The organism is Starkeya sp. ORNL1, assembly GCF_012971745.1.
Taxonomy (GTDB): Bacteria; Pseudomonadota; Alphaproteobacteria; order Rhizobiales; family Xanthobacteraceae; genus Ancylobacter.
The window spans coordinates 3,126,628-3,146,711 of sequence record NZ_CP048834.1 but is presented as its reverse complement, the minus strand read 5'-3'; the positions used below and the strand labels follow the sequence as shown (position 1 = coordinate 3,146,711).

Annotated in this window: 18 protein-coding genes; 9 read left to right on the top strand and 9 right to left on the bottom strand. The window is 62.0% G+C overall.

Annotated elements, in window-relative coordinates; genetic code table 11:
* The first annotated feature begins 21 nt into the window (after positions 1–21).
* The 7 genes from G3545_RS15020 to G3545_RS14990 all read left to right on the top strand — a co-directional run bounded on the left by G3545_RS15020 (position 22) and on the right by G3545_RS14990 (position 7,658).
* Complete coding sequence (locus G3545_RS15020) at positions 22–1,215, top strand: DegT/DnrJ/EryC1/StrS family aminotransferase (protein WP_170013934.1); 1,194 nt, start codon at positions 22–24, stop codon at positions 1,213–1,215.
* Entirely contained in the window at positions 1,212–1,961 is a 750-nt protein-coding gene (locus G3545_RS15015) for a sugar transferase (RefSeq protein ID WP_170013932.1), read from the top strand. Before G3545_RS15020 ends, G3545_RS15015 begins: the two co-directional genes overlap by 4 nt.
* A complete protein-coding gene (locus G3545_RS15010; RefSeq protein WP_170013930.1) occupies positions 1,958–2,965 on the top strand; it encodes an SDR family NAD(P)-dependent oxidoreductase in 1,008 nt (335 codons plus the stop codon). Before G3545_RS15015 ends, G3545_RS15010 begins: the two co-directional genes overlap by 4 nt.
* A gap of 76 nt (positions 2,966–3,041) precedes the next feature.
* Complete coding sequence (locus G3545_RS15005) at positions 3,042–4,313, top strand: polysaccharide biosynthesis/export family protein (protein ID WP_170013928.1); 1,272 nt, start codon at positions 3,042–3,044, stop codon at positions 4,311–4,313.
* 199 nt (positions 4,314–4,512) lie between these two features.
* Positions 4,513–5,262 carry a sensor histidine kinase gene (locus G3545_RS15000; RefSeq protein ID WP_170013926.1) on the top strand — a complete coding sequence of 250 codons (750 nt, stop codon included), beginning with the start codon at positions 4,513–4,515 and terminating at the stop codon, positions 5,260–5,262.
* A gap of 410 nt (positions 5,263–5,672) precedes the next feature.
* On the top strand, positions 5,673–6,551 hold the full coding sequence (locus G3545_RS14995) for a class I SAM-dependent methyltransferase (RefSeq protein ID WP_170013924.1): 879 nt from the start codon (positions 5,673–5,675) through the stop codon (positions 6,549–6,551).
* A gap of 24 nt (positions 6,552–6,575) precedes the next feature.
* Positions 6,576–7,658 (top strand): hypothetical protein, encoded by a 1,083-nt coding sequence (locus tag G3545_RS14990; protein WP_170013922.1) that lies wholly within the window; start codon positions 6,576–6,578, stop codon positions 7,656–7,658.
* Positions 7,659–7,976: 318 nt separating this feature from the next.
* Here G3545_RS14990 and G3545_RS14985 read toward each other — a convergent pair whose 3' ends face one another.
* The 3 genes from G3545_RS14985 to G3545_RS14975 all read right to left on the bottom strand — a co-directional run bounded on the left by G3545_RS14985 (position 7,977) and on the right by G3545_RS14975 (position 10,958).
* A complete protein-coding gene (locus G3545_RS14985; protein WP_170013920.1) occupies positions 7,977–8,984 on the bottom strand; it encodes a formyltransferase family protein in 1,008 nt (335 codons plus the stop codon).
* On the bottom strand, positions 8,911–9,873 hold the full coding sequence (locus G3545_RS14980) for an aminotransferase class IV (RefSeq protein WP_170013918.1): 963 nt from the start codon (positions 9,871–9,873) through the stop codon (positions 8,911–8,913). The genes G3545_RS14985 and G3545_RS14980 overlap by 74 nt, the downstream gene beginning before the upstream one ends.
* Positions 9,874–10,091: 218 nt before the next feature.
* Positions 10,092–10,958, bottom strand: coding sequence for a dTDP-glucose pyrophosphorylase (locus G3545_RS14975; RefSeq protein WP_170013916.1), 867 nt, complete (start codon positions 10,956–10,958; stop codon positions 10,092–10,094).
* A gap of 363 nt (positions 10,959–11,321) precedes the next feature.
* Here G3545_RS14975 and G3545_RS14970 point away from each other — a divergent pair, with 363 nt between their 5' ends.
* Positions 11,322–12,221: a hypothetical protein gene (locus tag G3545_RS14970; RefSeq protein WP_170013914.1), complete on the top strand. Its 900-nt coding sequence runs from the start codon at positions 11,322–11,324 to the stop codon at positions 12,219–12,221.
* An 85-nt stretch (positions 12,222–12,306) separates the two neighbouring features.
* Here G3545_RS14970 and G3545_RS14965 read toward each other — a convergent pair whose 3' ends face one another.
* The 6 genes from G3545_RS14965 to G3545_RS14940 all read right to left on the bottom strand — a co-directional run bounded on the left by G3545_RS14965 (position 12,307) and on the right by G3545_RS14940 (position 18,808).
* Entirely contained in the window at positions 12,307–13,677 is a 1,371-nt protein-coding gene (locus tag G3545_RS14965; RefSeq protein WP_170013911.1) for a right-handed parallel beta-helix repeat-containing protein, read from the bottom strand.
* A gap of 139 nt (positions 13,678–13,816) precedes the next feature.
* On the bottom strand, positions 13,817–14,932 hold the full coding sequence (locus G3545_RS14960) for a glycosyltransferase (protein ID WP_170013909.1): 1,116 nt from the start codon (positions 14,930–14,932) through the stop codon (positions 13,817–13,819).
* Positions 14,904–16,079, bottom strand: coding sequence for a glycosyltransferase (locus G3545_RS14955; protein ID WP_170013907.1), 1,176 nt, complete (start codon positions 16,077–16,079; stop codon positions 14,904–14,906). Before G3545_RS14955 ends, G3545_RS14960 begins: the two co-directional genes overlap by 29 nt.
* Positions 16,080–16,083: 4 nt before the next feature.
* A complete protein-coding gene (locus tag G3545_RS14950; protein WP_170013905.1) occupies positions 16,084–17,310 on the bottom strand; it encodes a glycosyltransferase family 4 protein in 1,227 nt (408 codons plus the stop codon).
* Positions 17,307–17,546, bottom strand: a complete 240-nt coding sequence (locus G3545_RS14945) for a hypothetical protein (protein WP_170013903.1) — start codon at positions 17,544–17,546, stop codon at positions 17,307–17,309. Before G3545_RS14945 ends, G3545_RS14950 begins: the two co-directional genes overlap by 4 nt.
* Positions 17,543–18,808, bottom strand: a complete 1,266-nt coding sequence (locus G3545_RS14940; RefSeq protein ID WP_170013901.1) for a glycosyltransferase family 4 protein — start codon at positions 18,806–18,808, stop codon at positions 17,543–17,545. The genes G3545_RS14945 and G3545_RS14940 overlap by 4 nt, the downstream gene beginning before the upstream one ends.
* Before the next feature lie 459 nt (positions 18,809–19,267).
* On the opposite strand from G3545_RS14940, the gene G3545_RS14935 reads away from it, so the two are divergent.
* Positions 19,268–19,978, top strand: a complete 711-nt coding sequence (locus G3545_RS14935) for a class I SAM-dependent methyltransferase (RefSeq protein ID WP_170013899.1) — start codon at positions 19,268–19,270, stop codon at positions 19,976–19,978.
* Positions 19,979–20,084 lie beyond the last annotated feature (106 nt).

The window sequence follows — 20,084 nt, the reverse complement described above, 5'->3', positions numbered from 1 at the left end:
CCAAAAATGCGAGATCATTCCATGTTGCTTGTCTCGGAGCCTACGCTCGGATGGGAAGAGAAAGCTGCCCTGGCCGAGGTCATCGACAGCGGCTGGATCACGATGGGTGACAGGGTCAACGCCTTCGAACGGGCGTTCGCCCAGGCGCACGGTGCCGACGATGCCGTGGCGGTGAGTTCCTGCACGGCTGGCCTCCATTTGATCCTGCACGCGCTTGGGATCGGTCCGGGCGACGAGGTGCTCGTGCCCGCGCTGACCTTCGTGGCGACTGCGAATTGCGTCCTCTATGTCGGAGCGAAGCCGGTTTTTGTCGATATTGAGTCGACGGATACGCCGCTGATGTGCCTGCAGGATGCGGCCGCGAAGTGCACCAGTCGAACGAAGGCGATCATCCTCGTGCACTTCGCCGGCTACCTTATCGATCCCAAGCCATGGCAGGCGTTCGCGTCGGAACGTGGCTTACTGATCGTCGAGGACGCGGCGCATGCCACCGTGCTCCCGGGGGTCGGCACCCTGGGTGTCGCGGCCGCCTTCAGCTTCTACGGCAACAAGAACATGACCACGGCGGAGGGTGGAGCGATCCTGGCCGGCGATGAGAAGCTTCGCGACGGGATTCGACGGGCACGCGGGCATGGGCTGACCAGCGGCACCTTTCAAAGACGGTCGGGCAAAAACCCGATCTATGACGTGACGATGCTGGGTTTCAACTATCGATTGGACGAATTGAGGGCTGCAATCGGCCTTGTTCAACTCGGTCACGTCCAGCGGTGGAACGCGAAGCGAAAAGACCTTGCGCAGTTCTATCGGCGCTCGATCGAAGCCCGATGCCCCATTGTGTCGGTCCCGTTCGATGCCGGACGGGCCTCTGTGCACCATATCATGCCGGTTCTGCTGCCGCGGTCGGTAGAACGGCAGAACGTCATCGATCGTCTGCGTGAGGCTGGAATCCAGACGACCATCCATTATCCGCCGACGCACCGTCTCTCCTACTACCGCGATCTCTATCCGAACGTGTCGCTACCGAAGACGGAGGATTTTACAGCACGCGAACTCACATTGCCGCTGCATCCACGTATGGAGGCCGCGGATGTCGAGACCGTCACGTGCTGTCTCGCCGAAGCTTTGGAGGCCGAGCCGGGATTTGCCGGAGCAGCCTCTTTTCAGAGCCTCCATGCCGCTGCTTCATCGAACTTGTCCGTGAGGGTGTCGTCATGATCGCAACGACCTTGTCCGAGGATGAAGACCTAGGGACCGCCGCGGAACGTGTGCGCCGTGCGCTCGACATCTGCCTGATCTGCGTGGCCGTGCTGTTTCTGGGGCCGCTCTTGCTGCTGGTCGCAGCCGCGGTTTGGCTCGAATCCAGAGGCCCGATCCTGTTTTGCCAGGTTCGGATCGGCAAAGGCGGCAGACACTTCTGCATGTACAAGTTCAGAAAATTTCATGCCGATGCGGGGATCGCAGGTAGCCCTCTGACGCTTAAGAAGGACCCTCGGCTCACGTTTGTCGGAAGCATTCTCGCGGCTACGAAGCTCGACGAGTTGCCTCAACTCTGGAACGTGCTGAGAGGAGACATGTCGATCGTTGGGCCACGTCCAGAAAGCCTAGCTTTCGCTGATTGCTTTCAGAACGGCTGGGAAGAGTTGTTGAGATTCAAGCCTGGCCTGATCGGCCCTTGTCAAATCATATTTCGAAATGAAGCTGATGCATTCCCGGGCGACGTAGCACCTGATATATTCTATAGGACCGTACTCTTTCCGTTGAAAGCGAGTATCGATCTGGAGTATTTCAAAAGCAGGACCTTGGCGAGGGATTTCATTATTGTGTTACGAGGCGCCATGGCGGTGGGCGGTTACGTTCCACCACTGCAAGCCGGCCTGAGCGCAATCAAGGAGCCGCAGGTTCGGGCCGCGAGCGCGAGCGCCAGGCAGGCCTCCGTCTTGCGAGGAGGGCTCGTGCGATGACCTATGACGGTATCAATGTCTTGGTCACCGGGGCCGACGGGTTCATCGGCTCGCATCTGACTGAGGCCCTTGCAAGTCAAGGAGCCAAAGTCACCGCGCTGACCCTGTACAACTCCTTCGACAGTAACGGTTGGCTTGACGAGGTGCCGAACGATGCCAGGGGTCGCCTAGATCTCGTGCGGGGTGACGTTCGAGATGCGGCCTTCGTCGGGCGGATCATGCCGGGCCAAGACATCGTCTTCCATCTCGCGGCGCTGATCGCCATTCCGCATTCCTATGCGGCGGCACAGACCTACGTCGAGACAAACGTCTTAGGCACACTAAACGTGCTTGAAGCCGCCCGTCGGTTGGGAACGGAGCGCATTGTTCACACCTCGACGAGCGAGGTTTACGGCACCGCGCTCAGGATGCCGATCTCGGAGGACCACCCGCTACAGGGACAGTCGCCCTATTCGGCCTCCAAGATCGGAGCCGACATGATGGCGGAGGCCTTCGCGCGATCATTCGGCCTACCGGTCGTAACGCTCCGTCCATTTAACACCTTCGGCCCCCGCCAAAGCGAGCGTGCGCTCATATCGACGCTCATCCGGCAAGCGCTCGATCCGAGTTGCGAGGTTGTGAGGGTCGGAGATACGACGCCGGTTCGAGACCTCACCTACGTCCAAGACACGGTGTGCGCCTTCTTGAGTGCGGGCCTCGCGACTAACCTCGAGTTCGGGCGGGCCTACAACGCGGGCAGCCAAAGGGCCGTGACGGTGGCTCAAGTCATCGATCTCGTTCTCGAACTGTGTGGAAGTTCCAAGACTGTGGAGCAGGAAAGCATCCGCATGCGCCCTGTGAACTCCGAGGTGCGCGCTCTCTTAGCCGATAGCAGCCGCTTCGCGGCCGCCACAGGATGGGGTGCGCAGGTCAGCCTGCGTGAGGGCCTCGACCGAACGATTGAATGGTGGCGCGGTCGTCTGGCAGCGGGGCAAGTGCGCCGGCACAGCCATTTCATGACGTGAGCGGAGCGGATGCCGGGCGGGTCTCAGAAGACGATGTTCCGCGACGTCCGCTTCTCACGCAAACCGGGGCATTCACATGATGCGTCGATATATGCGCGGCGGTCGAACTGGGGCACTCCTGGCCGCAATCGGGCTGGCGCTCCTCAGCGCGACCGTTCCGTGCCGAGCGGAATATCTGCTCTCGCCCGGCGACGTCATCGAGATCACCGTTGCCGGCATGCCGGACCTGAAACAACGCGCTCCAATCCAACTCGACGGCACGATCACGCTTCCGATGGTTGGCTCCATCGTCGCGGCGGGCTCTACGTCCACGGACGTTCAGGCTCGGGCCGAGATGGCACTGGCTTCGAAAGTCATTCGCCAGACAACACCCGACGGGCGCGACCGCATCGTGCTGATCCAGCCCGGCGACGTCGCCGTGGCGGTCGTCGAATACAGGCCGATCTATGTGAACGGCGACGTCTTTCAACCGGGCCAGCACCCTTATCGACCCCAGATGACCGTCAGACACGCGATTGCCCTTTCGGGCGGCGTCAGTACGGTCCGGGGGCGCTCGGCGACGATGGGCGTGGAGGTCGTAGAGGTCGACCGCGAATACCGTACCACTGTCCTTGCCCTGGCCAAGGAACACGTTCACGCGTGGCGGCTTACGGCGGAGCTCGAGGGATCGGAGGACATCAAGGAACAACGGCTCGTGGATGCTCCTATACCGGCTGCGACATTGAGCGAATATCTCCGGATAGAATCCAGCTACCTGAACATTCGGCTGCTCGAGTACAGAAACGAGAAGGTTCATTTGCAGAACGCGGCGCGCCTCGCCGGCGAGCAGATTGAAACGTTGACGACCCAGGAGAAGCAGGAGGCGCAAGGCCTTCAATCCGACATCGACGAACTGGACCGGATTAACAAGCTCTACAGTTCGGGCAGTCTTATCAGCCCGCGAGTGACAGAGGCCCGAAGGGCACTTTTGCTGTCGTCGACCCGCCGCCTACAGACGACAGCGACTTTGAGCCAGGTGAAACAGCAGCGGGAGGAACTCCTGTTCCGCTTGGAAAAGCTCGACACGCAGCGCCGCTTGGAAGTTCTGCGGGACATGAACGAGTCACAAGCGCGAGCCGCCGAGCTGAGAACGAGGCTCGAAGCGGCGGCTCAGAAGTTACAGGTCTTCGGACGAATAATAGCCGCCGATGCCACCAGCACTGGAGCGCGCCCGGAAATCACGATCATCCGTAGGAGCGGGGAGGGATGGGATCGTCTCTCCGTGTCGGAAGATGCTGACCTGTTGCCGGGAGATGCGATCGAGGTCGTCGCTCGCCCCGATCTACTCGAGACTGCGGCAGGGCAATGAGCCCCCGCGCTCCAGAATCAGTAGGCCCTTCGGCGCCCTTGCCAACGCTTTCATGAATGAAGGCGCCACGGCCAAGGCCAATGTACAAAGTCGTGAGGCTCCCAAAAAACGTACGCCAGCGCACACAAAAATGCGTTAAAATGTACGGAACTATGATGTGTGCTGTCAGTTTGGGGGGTGTTCCATGCGGAGCTCCGCCATGACCGACGTTGAGATCACCGGGCCCGAGGATACCGCTTCTCACTACTCTAGGTTCGATCTGCGGCGTCGCCTGGAAGCGCTTGAGAGAGAGAACAGGGAACTGCTGCATAGGCTGCAGAATTACCCGGCGCTCGTCTTGTCCGTAATCAGCCTCACGGCCGAAAGCAGCCAGAGTGTCGAGCATTTTCGCCGCGCCCTCGAAGGTCGAATTCGTGCCATTTCCGTGGGCGCGGCAATTGACCGGGAACCGGACGGTAATTGCTCGCTCGAGCGTCTCGTCAACGCCACGCTCGCCCCGTTTTGCCGCGCGGACCAATTCACCGCAGTTGGCCCTTCCGTCAGGCTTTCGAGGACGCGCGCGGAAAATTTTACCATTATTCTTCACGAGCTTGCGACGAACGCGATCAAATACGGGGCCTTAAGGTGCTGCGGGGCCTCAAATTGCCCGAGCGGAAGGGTGCAGGTGACATGGAGCGTCCGGAAGAACGGAAACGCTCCGGAACGTCTCCGCATGCAGTGGCTGGAGCGCGGCGGCCCGCCCGCAACTCCCACCCAAAGGCGGGGGTTTGGCATGACGATCCTGTGCGATCATGGGAAGGCCATTACGAACGACGAGGCGCGCCTCGTATTTGAGCCTGCTGGGTTGCGCTATGTGGTGACCGCTTCCTTGGAGCGAGATGGGAGCCGGGCGAGTGAAATTGCGGAACCAAAACACGCTCGAACGGCGATCCGGCGGGTCACCCAATAGAGTGAGGCGGCCGGTGGCCGCTGGCGCGGCATCAGGTAAATTGGCGAGCATGTAAACAGCTGCCATTTGAGGGCAGCCATCGCACAGCGACCTGTGAAAACTGTGCCGCCGCCGACGAAGATGACAGCGGTCGTGACCGGGGGCGATTGGCCCGCTTCCGCTTTTTTCCGCGCGCGCAGTCCTCATAAGCAGGGAATCGCCCGCCAAAAGGTAATCTTCGCGCTGGAGCTTCTGCCGGCAGCCGAATGCGCGCCTGCAAATTCACCGACGTGCAAGGCCCAGTGACGGCTATTGTCCCCGGTCAAGTATGCACCGTTCCGGAGCGCTAGAACTTTTCCTACCGACATGCGCTAGCTCGGCGACATGCCTTTGGAAGGCGATGTCGCAATTCAAGGTTGTTCGATCAGATGATGAACTTTCTCAAGCAAGCAGGCGAGATCATACTCCCACGCCGTGTTTTTGGGGCTCTCCAGATCCGACGTGAACGCCTCCGTCTAGCGAAAATTTCGGGGGAGGCGTTCGATGCCGAGCGGCTCGGAACAATGACACGTCGCTCCCTCATGCAGGCTCTCTCCAGCCCGTCGATATCAAGCGAATGGCTTCGAGATGAAGGCCAGCTCTCCCACGTCATGCCGTTCGCGGATATCGATGGCGGTATATGTCCCGGGGAACGACGCGCGCTCTATCAGTTGGTCGCGTCGTTCAAGCCAGCAAGGGTGCTCGAGATCGGCACCCATATCGGTGCGTCGACCTTGGCGATCGCCCGCTCACTCGCAACTAATTCGGGCCCTGGCGCGCATCTGACCACGGTCGACATCGCGGATGTCAACGATCCGGCACTCGGGGCCTTCGCGCGTCTCGGGCTCGATTCCCCGCGCGAGAGCCTCGCGCGCGCTGGCCTGTCCGATCGGGTGACGTTCATCACAAGGCCTTCGTCAGAGTTCCTTCGGGAGACCGACGACAGGTTCGACCTGATCTTCCTCGACGGCGATCACGCCGCGCCTGCTGTCTATCGCGAGTTTGCCCAGGCACTGAACTGCCTGACCCCAAACGGCACGATTCTGCTCCACGATTTCTACCCGGACGGCAGGCCTCTCTATCCGAACGGGGCGATCGAGCCCGGGCCTGTGGTCGCGGCCGAGCGGATCACGGCAGAGTGCGAGGACATCCGATTTCTGCCTCTTGGTGAACTGCCTTGGGAATCCAAGCAAGGCGTGCGCGCGACATCTCTGGCACTCGCGACGAATTGCGTTGGTACGGACCGGCACGGCGGTATGCAGGTCCATTGATGGACCTAAGACGGGAGCGCCCGCATGTCGTCGATCGCAGCCTCGGATCTTCCGAAGGAGAGGAAGAAGCATCGGTTTTTGTCGACGCTGTGGTACCCAGGGTGGGAAGGCCGGATCCGCGCGCTGGAGCTGCCATATCCCCGATCCGGACCTCATGCTCCCTACAAGGAGCTGACCACCTTGGCGAGGATCCTGCGCTCTGCCCGTCACGCGCGGGTTCTCGTGCTGAACAGCTCGTCAGGCGTCATCCACCCCGACCTTCTGGCCTGTGTCATCCTCGGCTTCCTTCCTCGGCGATACCGAGCGGCGCTGATGCTCGTCGGCGACATGTGGGAGCCGAGCACGGGGCCCAGGGGGCTCGTTGAAAGGCTCGCAGTTTGTCTCGCAGACCGGGCAGTGGATCGGTATGTGGTCTACTCTCGGGACGACAAAGAGGCGTTCTGCGCCTTGTGGGGAATCGACCCGGACAAGGTGGGGATAGCCTTGTGCTACTATCATCTGTCCGCGCAGGAGCTCGAAGGACCGCCCCCTCCGAACGAAGGACATATCTTCGCCGGCGGGGATAGCGGACGCGATTATGCGCCTCTGGTCGAGGCCACGCGCCAGTTTCCGGATACGCGGTTCATCCTGGCAACAGCCTGGACGAGTTCGAAACCCGTGCCGCCGAATGTCGACATAGTCCTCGCCAAACGCACCCGCACGTCGCACGCCGAGTTTATTCGTCTGCTCCGCACGGCACGCGCCACCGTAGTTCCTCTCCGACAGGGGATGAAGTGCTCGGTCGGACAGCAGACCTACCTCAACAGCATGTACCTGGGTAAGCCCACCGTGGTCGCGCGCGCGCTGGGGATCTCGGAGCACGTCGAGGACGGCGAGCACGCGCTCGTAGTGGATGGGACGACGTCTGGGTATGTCAGCGCGCTCACGTGGCTTCTTGACCCCCAAAACCAGGAGAACGTCGCCGCGATGGCGGAGCGAGGACGCGTCTGGGCCGCCTCGTTCACCTCCGATCGACTTGCCGCGGATCTGTGCCGTCAGGCCGAACTGGTTCTGCGGAAGTATTCGCTTTCGGAAAGTTGCGCGCAAGATGATGCCGATCGCGTCTAGGGCATGGACGCCCACCGAGTCAGAACACCGCGAAGACCGCAACTGTAATGCTAGCCACAGCCAAGTTCTCCACACCAGATATTTCAGATCTTGCCTATAATCTGAACGGCAGTGTTATATTCTGAAGTATTGTAGCGGGGGTTGAGCGCATATTGGGGCTTCACGGGTCCCGCCGAGGTAGAGGCTTCGGCTTGATCCTCTGGCGGCTGCTAATGTTCGACGCCTGGTCCCGCCATTACGCGAACGCCCCCAAGAGCGCTGGCAGGCCTCATCGACACCAAGCGGCTCACGCGTGACCGAACGCGCTCAGAGCCCAGCCTACAGCTCGTAGATTGCACATGCGGGGGTGCCAGCTGCGGTGTGGGAAGCGCTGATCCATGGCGGGTCGGCACTTGTGTCGATCGCCTGTTCGCCTACGACTTCCGCGCGCACTCGGATGCAGCTTACGGCATTCGCAAACCACGCAGGCCATGGGTCGTGTCCGTCGCGGTCCAACAGAAGATCGATCAGGTGCCCGGCTGCATAATTTCCATTGAGATCGATCTCCACGCCACCTGCTCCCGATGTCGCGGCGCGGTCTTCGGAAAGCGCGACGCGAAGGTAACGCCGCTCGCCGCTCTCGATGTCATACGCCGCCGGATACGGCGGGTAGGTTCGCGCGCGCAATAGGTTCAGCAAGTCGCGTGCCTGGTACGTCCGTGCTCGGTCGATCTCATCGAGCTCGGCGAGGTCGCGGCGCCTATGTGAGGTCGCAAGCGCGTGATTCTGCGGAGTCCTGCGATTCGTGCCGCCGATGATCGCCGGCCAGATGCTCTCGAAGAGAGAGATGAGCGCGAGCGTGAGCTTCCGATGGAGCGAGCCGCCCGTGTCGGTGGCAGTGACAGGAACGCACGCCTGCGCGATCAGATCGCCGGTATCGACGCCCTGGTCAATGTAGTGCACCGTGACCCCGGCGGGCGATCCATCGAGTATCGGCCAGACATTGGTGTGCCAACCGCGATTCCAAGGCAGATAGGCGGCGTGGAGGTTGACGCAGCCATGGCTGAACAGCTCGAGCAACTCTGGCTTGAGCACATAGCCGAACCAGGCCGAGACGCCGATCTGCGGCTTCGCGCTACGGATAGCGTCGAGAAAATGACGACCGCCGAGTTCCGAAGCGCGCCAGATCTGGTCTGCCGGCAAGTTGACGGCCTCGCAAATCTCGGCAGCAAAGCGTTGGTTGGACTCGGGCTGGACCACGAGGCCGACAATCTCATTCTGCTGCTTGCGAAGCCATTTCGCGACCTGCCAGCCGCCCCAGTTGTTCATGAAGAGGACGATCCGCATGGTTCGCACCCGACGTTGAGGGAGAGAGCGTGAGTTGCACGGAGGGATGCGGTTCACGCCCTCGCACGGCCGCAAAGTAGCGAGCTTGGATGGTCCGCAGCAGCGTGGGTGGGGAGCGCAGCGCCTGCCCCTCAATGGTGGCGACAGGCACCATCTCGGCGAGTGTGCCGCACAGCGCTAACTCGTCGGCAACGAGCAACTCGGTGCGGTCGATCGGCCGACGCACGAAATCGATTCCGAGCGAGCGCGCAAGCGACTCGATGACGTCGACGGTAATGCTTTCGAGCGCGCCCTCGCTGGGCGGGGGCGTATACACTGTGCCGTTCCGCACCATGACGATGCATGAGCCCGTCGTTTCCGCGACTCTTCCCCACTGGTTCAGCAACACCATGTCCGTGCAGCCGCAGCGCCGACCCTCGATGCGGGCGAGGCGGCCCACCTGATAATTAGCACCTGTCTTGATCCGTGCCGGCATGGAAGCATCCGCGCTACGCCGCCACGTGCTGACCCCGAGATGGATCGCCTCAGGCGCGGTCGCCTCCGTCTGATACCCGGTTATGATCAAATCGGCTTTGGTATCCTCGCCCCAATATCCATCGGTCACGCACAAGGTAGTGCGAAGCCACATCTCTTTATCCGGCTGCAGCAACGTCTCGACGAGACCGCAGGCCGCAGCCTCGTATTCCTCGAAGCATGTCTCGAACGGAATGTGAAGCAGGCGGGCAGATCGCGCCAGCCGCTCATAGTGCTGTCGCACGAGGACGATGCCTAGGGAAGCATCGGGCTGGCGATATCCTTTGAGGCCCTCGAACACCGTCAAGCCGCGCGTGACGGCTTCGCAGCCGACGTGAAGGACGGCTTCGTCCCAAGGCCGCTGGCGGCCGTTCATGTATACAAAGGGAGGTCGCTGGAGTTTCATAGCGTGCAATCTCGCTCGCGTGGTCGCGATGAGAGCTCGGCTCGAGCTCGCCCCCGCTGTCGAAGCTCATTCTTCCCGCCGCTCCGGGCGGCTGACTTGACCGCTATCAAGACGCTGGACGGCGTGGTCGCGCTCCGCTGTCTCGTGCCGCTCGCTTCAACCCCGATTCGTGAACGGCCGGCGACGGCCTATTCGGCCGCGAGAGGCGCATCCACGCCGAATTCGGCAAGGCCATGCAAGCTCGCCAATCGCACCAGCCCTTGTGGGGTGCCGACGTCGAGGTAGCGATGCTCCGGGAACGCGATACTTTGCGTTTGCAGGCCGGCCCGGATAGCTGCCTGGATCACGTGTCCGACCGTCAGCTCATGAACGAGGCCGGCTCCGCTGTCCTGTGCGGCGGTCCTTGGAACAGTCAGATACTCGTGCATGAACTCGGTGAACGTCGGCGTCCAGACGGCAAAGATCCAAGTCCACACCAGGCGGGTGTGGTGCGGCTGGATCAATAGTTTCCGGATGCGTCCGCGGCTGTCGATATCGACGAGGTCGGAAGCGCTTTCGTCATGAGGACGAAACAGGCCAAGGACCAGATCGGCTCGGCTTTGCGACAATGCCTCGAGGCCCCGGGCGTAGGCGTCAGTGGGTCCAAAGAGGATGTCTGGGAATCCAAACGCAATCCGGGCGCCGCGGATGAACGGATAGGCCTCGTCGATTGTGTACGGCGGCCCGTATGTTCGACGCACGACGAGATAGGCGAGGTTTACTCCGACCTCTGCGCCGTCGCCATAGTAATCGGGAATGTCCCACTTCCCCTTGCGTAGGATAAGAAAAGCTCTGCGGATCCCGGCAGTCCGGAGCTTGTGAAGCAAGTAACTCGAAACGACCTTCACCGGCGGCGCTTCCGCCGTCGAACGATCGAGGGCGACCGGAAGCAGTTCCTTGCTGCAGGGAAGAGGCGCGATGCGGGTGGCGTGCCCGGCGCAGGGAACGACAGCGATGACCTCAGGAACTGGTGCTTGATCGTCAGACACGGGTCTTTTTTCCTTCGAATCGTGCACGGTAGATCATTCCTTCGCGGTCGGGTGGGTTCTCCAACCGGAAGCCCTAACCGCCGTAAGGGGCGCCCTGCAAACCCCGGCAATTATGAAATTTGCGGAAGTGAGAACTCGATCTGCTTCGCAGCGATCGGAGCGTTCCGACTTGACGGGTGTCAAATGTTTCTCCCACGTTACTGGGATATGTTCTGCAAGTTGCGGCCGCCAAATAGTGATAGATTTCCGAAGTCCGCGACCATGTCTTTTGAAGGCCTCGCCGTGCAAGTATCGCCCGTGATTGCCTCGACTCTGCGGTTCCATGATTGGGGCGAGCGTGTCCGCACACTCGATCGCGCGCTCCCGCGCTCCCCGCTCTGGAAAGAGGTGATGACGACTTGGGAGATCTTGAAAGCTTCACGAAAGTACTCCGCGTTGCTGCTCAACGGCTCGTCCGGTCGGATTCACCCCGACTTGATCGCCTGCATTCTTCTCGGCCTGATCGGGAAGCGTCACCGCCCGCCGGTCGTTATCGGGGGCGACATCTGGGAGCCCGCCCGCGGGCTGCGGCGGTTCATCCAGAAGGTTGTCGTCCGTCTCGCCGACCGCGGCATAGACCGTTACGTCGTGTGGTCCGCGGACGACCGCGATCTCCTCGCGGGTCTGTGGGGGGTTAGCGCCAGCAAGATCGGTGTGTGCCTCTGTTACCACCACGTCACCGACAAAGAGCTCGCGGGGGAGGAAGCGCCCACCAGCGGGCATATTTTCGCAGGCGGGGACAGCGGGCGGGATTATTTGCCGCTCGTCGAAGCAGCTCGATGCTTTCCGCAAACCCGTTTTGTGCTTGCGACCGCGTGGACCAGCCCGACCCCGCTTCCGTCAAACGTGGAGCTTGTGCTTTCAAAGCGAACCCGGACATCGCATGCCGAGTTCATCCGTCTGATGCGGACAGCGCGTGCCGTCATTGTGCCACTGCGGCGTGGAATGCGCCGATCGATCGGACAGCAAACGCTTTTGAACAGTATGTACATGGGCAAGCCTACGATTGTGGTAGGCACCCTCGGGGTGCGCGATTACGCGAGCGACGGTGAAAACGCGCTTGTCGTAGATGGGACGGTAAAGGAATACGTAATGGCGATTGGCAGGATTCTCGATCCTGAGAACCGAGCCGCAGTGAACTACATGGCGGAGCAGGGCAGGGTCCGGGCGCGCGCATTCAGTCCCGCCGCGACGGCCGAAACCCTTTATGCAGAAGTTTCCGCGCTCGTCTCCGAACGGACGGAAACTTGACGCTCCTCAGCCGGACTAAGCTCGCCGGCACAAACTCTCCAACCATGTCGCGTCAGCGCGCCTGATCACCGATCGTCACGGACGACTACAATGGAGCCGCGCCTGGTCCCGTCTTCCGCAGGTTTGACCCGGCGGCCAACCGGAGAAACGCCGTTTCGGGCAAGGATCCGTCCGCCATCCGTCGACCCGTCGCAGCAGCGTCGGCGAGCGAGACGAAGCTTGCCGAGGACACGGGAGGCGATTGCGTCCAGGAGTTGTTTCGGTCGGTATTCTCGGCCGCAACCCACGCCTCTCGGCCAGCCGGTTGAAACGCGACGTTGCCCGTCAGCACGTGTCCTGCCGGCGTCGGAAAGTAGAAATCGTATGTCCAGGTCTCCGACGGGCGTCCGTTCTCGTCCGTGCTGCGGCAATTGTCGTAGGCGGTGCAGTTTACGACCGAGTTGGCGATCGTCGCGGAATTATCCGTGAAGCCGTTCAGAACGTTGCTCCAGGCGTAGCAGTCGGTCACGGTATGCCCGCCGGAGGTTCCGCTGGTGTTGCCCTTGGCCGCTTGCCGTTGACCGCCCAGCTTGAAGCCGTTCCCTTCGCCCTTGCCCTGCGATCCATCAGCAAGGAAGCCGTTCCTCCACGCCCAACAGCGGCTCAGCACGACGGGCGAGGGCAGGGTATTGTCGTTCACGTTGAACAGATCGAAGCCGTCGTCGGAGTTCTGCCAGGCACGGCAGCCTCTCAGGGCGTTGCCCGTCGAAGCCGGGCTCCAAGGGCTGATCTGATATCCGTCCGCGTTGGTCTGCGCGAGATCGGCGTTGAAGTAACTATCGCAATTCACCAGCAGATTGTCGGTCGCGTAGCCGAACAGCGAAAAGCCCTTGCCCTCCGATCCATTCCAGCCATTGCCATGGATTGTGAGGTCCTGAAAAATATTGCTGTGCGACCCTTCAGCGAGCGAGCGTCCCCCATTGAGGATGACGCCCCCCATGGGTCCATTGCGGATGTCCAGGCCTCTGATGATGATGTTGGACACGTTGTAGAGCGATATTACGTAGCCACCCGCATTGGTCGGGCTGCTGAAGCTATCCCTGGCCGAGGCCAGGCCGGAACCATTCAGGACGACGACTTCGGCGGCGTGGTTCCGGATCGTGATGGGATTTTTGGATGTCCCGGAGTGGCCGGTGAGATGGATGCCGGACGGGCCGGTGAGATCGTAGGTCCCGCCGCGCAGGAGGATCGTGGCACCGGCCCGCGCGGCCGAATAGGCCCTTTGCAAGGTCGCCCAAGGCGACTCGATCGATCCATCACCAGCAACGTCGTCACCGGTCGGCGCGACGTAGTGGGATGTCTTGTCACGACCGTTGGCGCTCACGGCAGAGCACGCCTCCAAACCACTGGAGGCCAGTAGTCCCGTACCCACGCTTCGGATAAGTGAACGACGCGATAGCACGTAGCGGCGCTTCATGCTGGGGCCTCCAAGTTCTTGCCTGTCACACCGACAGCCAGTCGCATGTCCGACGGGTGGGGCTCTTGACGCTCGTCAACAAGGTCCGGCGCGGTCCCGCCGGCCAGAGCTCGTCGGGGGCCGAACAGCCGCGGTCGCGCTACAGACCCGCTCGTTCACGCGATTGTCCTGCAGGGATGCGGGTGCCCTTGCCCGGGCTCATTCGGTCGAACGCGCCCCGAACGAACCCCCAGCTCGTCCCCAATCCATAGCTGAGATGGAGCGTCGCCAGCACCGCTGGAAGGAGCGCGAGGTGACGGGCCGGCTCTTTGCGCCCTGCAATCAGCACGGACAGGAGCAGGACGGCCCCGTAGCCGAGCAGGGCTGTCTCTGCGACGAGCAGCGCCGGCGGAGAAACCAACGAAAGCAATGCCGGCAGGCCCACAAGCAGGACCAGACCGAGCGGCGCGAAGTGTCGCATCGTCACCGCTCCCGAGCTGTTGAGGGCTGCCCGCGCGACCCCCACGCCATTGGCGAAATACTGTCGCCACAAGCCCCCTAACGTATGCCGTGGCTGATAGAGGGCGCGAATGTCGGGAGACAGATAGAGCCCGTAGCCGAGGCCGCGAACACGGGCGTTGAAATCATTGTCTTCGGCCCGGTGAAGATCTTCGCGCAGAGGCCCGACCCGATCGACGACGTGCCTCCAATAACAACCGTTCCAGACCGTATCCGTCCAGCCCTCGGCCCCCTCCTTGCGAAACTTCGCAACCCCGATCCCGAACGGGCTTCTATGCGCACTCACGATGGCGCGACCGACGAGCGTCCGACTCTCGGCCGGACGCGCGATCGCGCCCACGCCCGCAGCCCCCGTTCGCAAGAGGCTTTCCACGCTCTTGCAAACCACGTCAGGCTCGAAGCGGGCATGAGCGTCGAGGCGTATCACCACATCGCCGGTCGCCTGGCCGAAGGCCAGATTGATGCCCGCTGCAGTCTGCCCCTTACTATTGCGCAAGACGCGGAACGTCCGATTCCGACCGCCCAGGGCGAACAAGGTCTCGTACGTTCCGTCTATCGAGCAACCATCGACGAAGAAGATCTCGACGATCCGATCGTAATCCTGGGCGATGATGTCGCTGACGAGTTGCTCCAGCCCCGAGGCTTCATTGTGGGTCGGAACCACCAGGCTAACCGTCGGGCGGGCCGGAACGATCCCGCCGGGATAGTCCTGGAGGGCTGACCGATAGCTATGCTTTGTGCCGAGCGATTTCCTCACGGACGCCCTCCAAGATTCGGTCGCGATTGGCTTCGAGCGTATTGTCGCGCATCAGAGCGCGCCCACGATTCCTGAGCCGCTCTCGCAATTCGGCATCGCGAACGAAGCTTTCGATCGCGCTGGCGAGGGCCGATGGATCACGGGGCGGAACCAAGAGCGCGGTTTCGCCGTGCGTCAGAAAGGAGGGTATCCCTCCCACTCTGGTCGCGATCGTCGGAAGCCCAATGGAGAGCGATTCATTGATGACCTGAGGGAATCCCTCGGTTGTCGACGACAAAACGAGGGCGCCTGCCTTTTGGTACAAATCGAACAAGGACGGGCCATAGGGAACATAGCCGTGAAATGTGACCTGCTCGGTTATTCCGAGTTTTGCGAGGATCGCTCGCAATTCCTGCTCGATGGGCCCCGTGCCGACGATATCGACGTGACACCGCAGACCGCGCTGGTTCAGCTCGACGAGCGCTGCGAAGAGATACTTGTGTCCCTTCTCGGGGGCCAGCCGGCAGACCTTAATAAGACGCGTGGGATCGGAGCCTGCCGACATCTTCGAGAAGACCTCGAACTGGGCGCTGTCCACCAGACACGGGAAGTGGTTGTGAACCCGGCCGCTCAACGGGGCATACTCGGCGGCCATCTCCTTGCCGACCGTGAATACCGTCCGGTCGCGAGCGATGCGCCTAAAATCCCATTCCAGGATCCGGGCCGCCGCCAGGGCTGCTAGGCGCTTGACGCCCCGATGAGCACTCATCTGTTCGATGAAGTTCTGGCGCACGATCGGCAACACGGGAACGCCGAGCGCGATGCATGCCCGGGCGATGATGTGTCCGATCGGATGGGGTCCGCAGACCAGGAGCGCATCCCAGGTCTTTGCTTGCTGGCGGGCAGCTTTCGCTATTTCCCAGTATACACGGGGGTCATTGCGCCAGAGCTGATAGAGATTTTTGTAGAACGGCATGGCGAATAGGGAAAATCTTCCTCCCTCCAGAGGATAAGGAGCTCGCCCGGCGGCTGGCGAGAGCCGGCCGATAAAGACGATTTCATCGACGAACTCTTTGAAGCTGGCGGGAAACAGGATGTAGGACTCGTCGGTGGAGAGCCGAGAGCCATCAAGCCAAAACACTTGATCAACGAAGATGGCGAGTCTCATCTCGTTAAGCCCCAGTGTCTCTAGCGCCGCACAACGCCCAAAGCTGATGGGCGATGGCGCGGGAACCGTACCGGAGCATGACGGCGGAACGTGCGCGTTCGCCGACGTGGCGACGAAGCCCGCAGTGCGTGGCCAGACGAACCACATGCCGCGCGAGATCGTCTGCGTCGTGATCTGCAATGAAGCCAGTTTCTCCGTGCTCGATCAGATCGGCCACAGCGTTAACCCGGGTGACGACGGTCGGCACGCCCGCCGACATGGCCTCCAGCACAACATTGGGCATGCCTTCGTGGTCGGATGACAGCAAGAGGATGTCCGCGGCAGAAATCAGTTCCCGGGCGTCGGGGATCGCTCCGATGAATCGAACCACCTCATTCAAGTTCGACTGAGCGACTTGGCGCTCAAGGTCCCGAAGGCAGCCAAAATCTTTGCCAGCGACAACAGCCTCCACGGGGAATTCCTTGCGCGCCCTCTCGATAACCTCGATGAATCGATCGAACCGCTTCTGCTTCACGAGGCGGCCAACGCCCACCACGAGGACCACGTCATCTCCAATGCCGAGCCGCGCGCGCCACGCCGCGCGCCAGACGGCGATCTGATTGGTCGCTGGTGCCTCGACGCCGTTGGGAATGTAAACCGGCTTGGGACGCGCGGCTTTTCTCAGCGCGATCTCGTCGTAGGTTTCCTTGGAGTTGCAAACGGCGAGGGATATCGCCGAAAGGCTCGCCCAGGCCCAAGCTGGCCTGAGGCGAGCGGGCAGATCGGCGAACAGAGCGTTCCGGAAGGAGCCGATGCGCCAAACGCCCATGCCCAGAAGGGCCAGGCCGAACGGGTTCGTGTAGGACGACCACGAGAAGAAGTACCTCGTGCCCTGAGCTGCACAGGCCGCACGAAGCTGGCGCATCTTCGCGAACCGGCCACCCGTGAGGAGCCGTACCGGGATGCCGAGGGCGCGGATATGCTCTTCCCAGAACCCGAGCTCGCCCGACACGTAGACAACCGGAGCCCAGCGCGTGCGATCGCAATGGGTCAGAAACATGAAGAGCTGGCGTTCGCTGCCGCCTTGCGACAGCTGGCCGATCAGCACTGCGACCGGCTCGGGCCGGCCCTCGGAGCTTTCGCAATGCATATCCGCCGCGCTCGGCATTGCTATGCCCCGCAATGTCGGCAGCTGGAAGCGTCGCACCGGCGCGGCGTGGCCCGGAACTCGGGTCCTCGGGTCGGGACTCATGACGCGTTCCTCCTCGCAAGGACGCTCGACACCAGCTCGCGATCGGCCTTTGTCATGAAGATGAAGTAGGCGAACGCGCCATAAGCGAGGGCGATCACGGCCGCGAATGAGGCGAGCGACAGATGCGCTCGCGGCTCCATGAGATGGAGGAACGCGGCGATGACGACTGCCAACAAAATCCCGGCTGCGAGAGTGCCGAACATCGCGCCCCGCGCCGCCAAGGTCCTGGCGCTCATGGCATTGCGTCCTGCAAATGAGCGGCTCCGTCGAGGGGGACGCTCACCGGCCGGCCTAGAGCTGCCGATTCCAGCATATCGCAGACCGTCGGCGCGTTGTGGCGGCGCCGCACATAATCCAGTGCGCGTTCGCCCATTTCGCGGTTCAGGATGCCGTTCTTCGTGAGCACGTGCAGATCGCTCAGCAAACCCGCGGCCGTCCTGCTGACCCGTCCCAACCCCTGCGTTTCGATCACGTGTCCGGGGTCAACCGAGAAAGACAAAACCGGAACGCCGACGCTCCAAGCCTCCAGCATCGTGTTGGGAAAGCCTTCTGCGTCGGACGTATTGACCAGAACCTTGCTGCCCTCGAGGAGCGCAATGATTTCAGTGGCTTGCCTCGGGCCCAGGAAGTCGACGTTGCTCAGCGAGCACATCTTGCGTTCGAGATCCGACCGCGTCGCGCTGGGCAAGGTCGGATCCAGGCCGCCAACGACGCTGAAACGGAGATCCGGGCACGATGCGGCGAGGTCGAGGAACCGATCGATGCGCTTCTCGGGGCGGATCTGCGCAACCCAGAGGGCGTCGATCTGGGCGTCCTCCAGGGGTCGAGGCCGGGAAGCGAACGACCTCAGGAGGTTCGGCACAGGGAAGGTTCGCCCTCGTAGCCGATGCGACAGCCGGGTCCGTTGCCCCTCATGCTGGATCGCGATCGCATCCGCGTTGTGCAGCCCGAGCGCATAGAGTGGATTATGAAGCCAAGGTCGATGCCTGTAGGTGGACCAGGGCTTGCAGTGATCGTCATGCGCGAGGGCGTACACGAAGCGCGTTTGGCTGCGGAGCCGGCTCATCAGCCCAACCATCCAGAGAAAGTCGTCGGGCAGGCGCGCATAGAGAACGGTTGGCGAAACGGCCTTCAATGCCCGCCACAGCCGGGCCGTGCTCGAAGGCCTGCGCCATGAGGGCGCGGCGTCGAGACAGAGAACGCCTGCAATGGTCGTTGGCGGCGAGCGCCCCTCTCCATCGCCATAGATCAGGCTCACCTCGTGTCCGAGCCGCGCCATGGCGGCCGCGAGATGAGCCACTTGCGCCTCCGCGCCGCCCGACATGCGCGTATCGCCGCCTAACACTCTCACGGAGCGGTGGCCGGGCGAATAGAAGCACCATCGTATCCGTCGATCGGTGGACTTGAATTCGCCCTCGGTTTCCGCGGACGCAGAGGAGTTGCGCATGGCGGTCGCTCGGCTGGCCGGAGCTCTGGACGCAATCGTGGCTTCGGGCATGATCCGGACTGCTCCTGGCTCGCAAATGCGTGCTCAGACGGGGTTCGATGCCCCGTTTGGCATGATTGCGCGCGTCGGCACCCAAACTGACGGGATTCCGCGCCGCAGAGTTGACGCGCGTCATATCCACATCTTCGTCCATGACGCCTGCTTGCCCGATCGAGGCTGCCTGATCGCCAGACTGAGAGGTGCAGACGATCGGCCCGCGTGGCGCGTCTCAGGAAATATAAAGGCAATCACCGATGTGCGGCATTTGCGGATGGTTCGGACGACGTCCTCAGGGGGCGCATGGTCAAGCCAGGGTCGTGAATGCCGCTCGCGGTCTTGACATCGGTCAAGACGGCTTCCCTTTTGCGATCTACTGACAAGGAGCGTAGGGGCTGCTGCGCTCCAGGAAGCCGTCTCACTGACCGACACGCGACGCGGGGGCGGTGCAGTTTCCACCTTGAGAGGACGCTGATGTCCGGAAACGAGGAGCTCGACGCGATCAGGCAGCGCTACGCCCGCCGCAAAGACGGGACGCGCTACGAAATGAGCCAGCCCGCAATGAGGCTGTTGCTCAAGGAGCGCCGCTGCGCGATGCAGGACCTGCTGCGATCCGGAGGCTGGAGCGATCTGAGCAACCGGCGCGCCGCCGAGATCGGTTGCGGGGAAGGAAACGTCCTCGCCGAATTGCTCCAGCTCGGCTTCTCGCCGGAACACCTCACCGGGATTGACCTTCTGCCGCAGCATGTCGAGCAGGCCCGCCGAAAACTCCCTCCCGCGGTCAAACTCTCCGCCGGCGATGGACGAGCAGCCGCGATCGAGGAAGCCAGCCAGGATCTGGTGCTGCAGTTCACGGTGTTCTCCTCGATTCTCGATGATCAGTTCCAGCAGGAACTTGCCGCGATAATGTGGAGCTGGCTCAAGCCTGGGGGCGCCGTTCTCTGGTACGATTTCGCGTTCAACAACCCTCGCAATCCTGACGTACGAGGCGTTCCGCTGAAGCGAATTCAACGGGTCTTCCCGTCGGCTCGCATTAGCTCCCGGCGCGTCACGCTGGCGCCGCCACTTGCGCGTCTGCTGTGCCGGCTCAGCCCCTTGCTCTACCCAATCTTCAACAGCCAGCCGCTGCTGCGAACACATCTCATGGCGTGGATCGAGAAGCCGCTGTCGCCTGGCAGAAGTTAAATGTAAGAATGCGCCAGTGTAGTACCGGAATTGGCATTTAATTGTGAGAATATAACGGCATTCAGATTCTCGAATTAACTGCATCTGTGCTAAACGTCTCCTTGGT

Coding starts and splice junctions, on each gene's coding strand:
- G3545_RS15005 (WP_170013928.1), top strand. CDS start 3,042: ATGATGCGTCGATATATGCGCGGCGGTCGAACTGGGGCACTCCTGGCC.
- G3545_RS14955 (WP_170013907.1), bottom strand. CDS start 16,079: ATGAGACTCGCCATCTTCGTTGATCAAGTGTTTTGGCTTGATGGCTCT.
- G3545_RS14970 (WP_170013914.1), top strand. CDS start 11,322: ATGACGACTTGGGAGATCTTGAAAGCTTCACGAAAGTACTCCGCGTTG.
- G3545_RS14965 (WP_170013911.1), bottom strand. CDS start 13,677: ATGAAGCGCCGCTACGTGCTATCGCGTCGTTCACTTATCCGAAGCGTG.
- G3545_RS14990 (WP_170013922.1), top strand. CDS start 6,576: ATGTCGTCGATCGCAGCCTCGGATCTTCCGAAGGAGAGGAAGAAGCAT.
- G3545_RS15000 (WP_170013926.1), top strand. CDS start 4,513: ATGACCGACGTTGAGATCACCGGGCCCGAGGATACCGCTTCTCACTAC.
- G3545_RS14995 (WP_170013924.1), top strand. CDS start 5,673: ATGAACTTTCTCAAGCAAGCAGGCGAGATCATACTCCCACGCCGTGTT.
- G3545_RS14940 (WP_170013901.1), bottom strand. CDS start 18,808: ATGCCCGAAGCCACGATTGCGTCCAGAGCTCCGGCCAGCCGAGCGACC.
- G3545_RS15010 (WP_170013930.1), top strand. CDS start 1,958: ATGACCTATGACGGTATCAATGTCTTGGTCACCGGGGCCGACGGGTTC.
- G3545_RS14985 (WP_170013920.1), bottom strand. CDS start 8,984: ATGCGGATCGTCCTCTTCATGAACAACTGGGGCGGCTGGCAGGTCGCG.
- G3545_RS14935 (WP_170013899.1), top strand. CDS start 19,268: ATGTCCGGAAACGAGGAGCTCGACGCGATCAGGCAGCGCTACGCCCGC.
- G3545_RS15015 (WP_170013932.1), top strand. CDS start 1,212: ATGATCGCAACGACCTTGTCCGAGGATGAAGACCTAGGGACCGCCGCG.
- G3545_RS14945 (WP_170013903.1), bottom strand. CDS start 17,546: ATGAGCGCCAGGACCTTGGCGGCGCGGGGCGCGATGTTCGGCACTCTC.
- G3545_RS14980 (WP_170013918.1), bottom strand. CDS start 9,873: ATGAACGGCCGCCAGCGGCCTTGGGACGAAGCCGTCCTTCACGTCGGC.
- G3545_RS15020 (WP_170013934.1), top strand. CDS start 22: ATGTTGCTTGTCTCGGAGCCTACGCTCGGATGGGAAGAGAAAGCTGCC.
- G3545_RS14950 (WP_170013905.1), bottom strand. CDS start 17,310: ATGAGTCCCGACCCGAGGACCCGAGTTCCGGGCCACGCCGCGCCGGTG.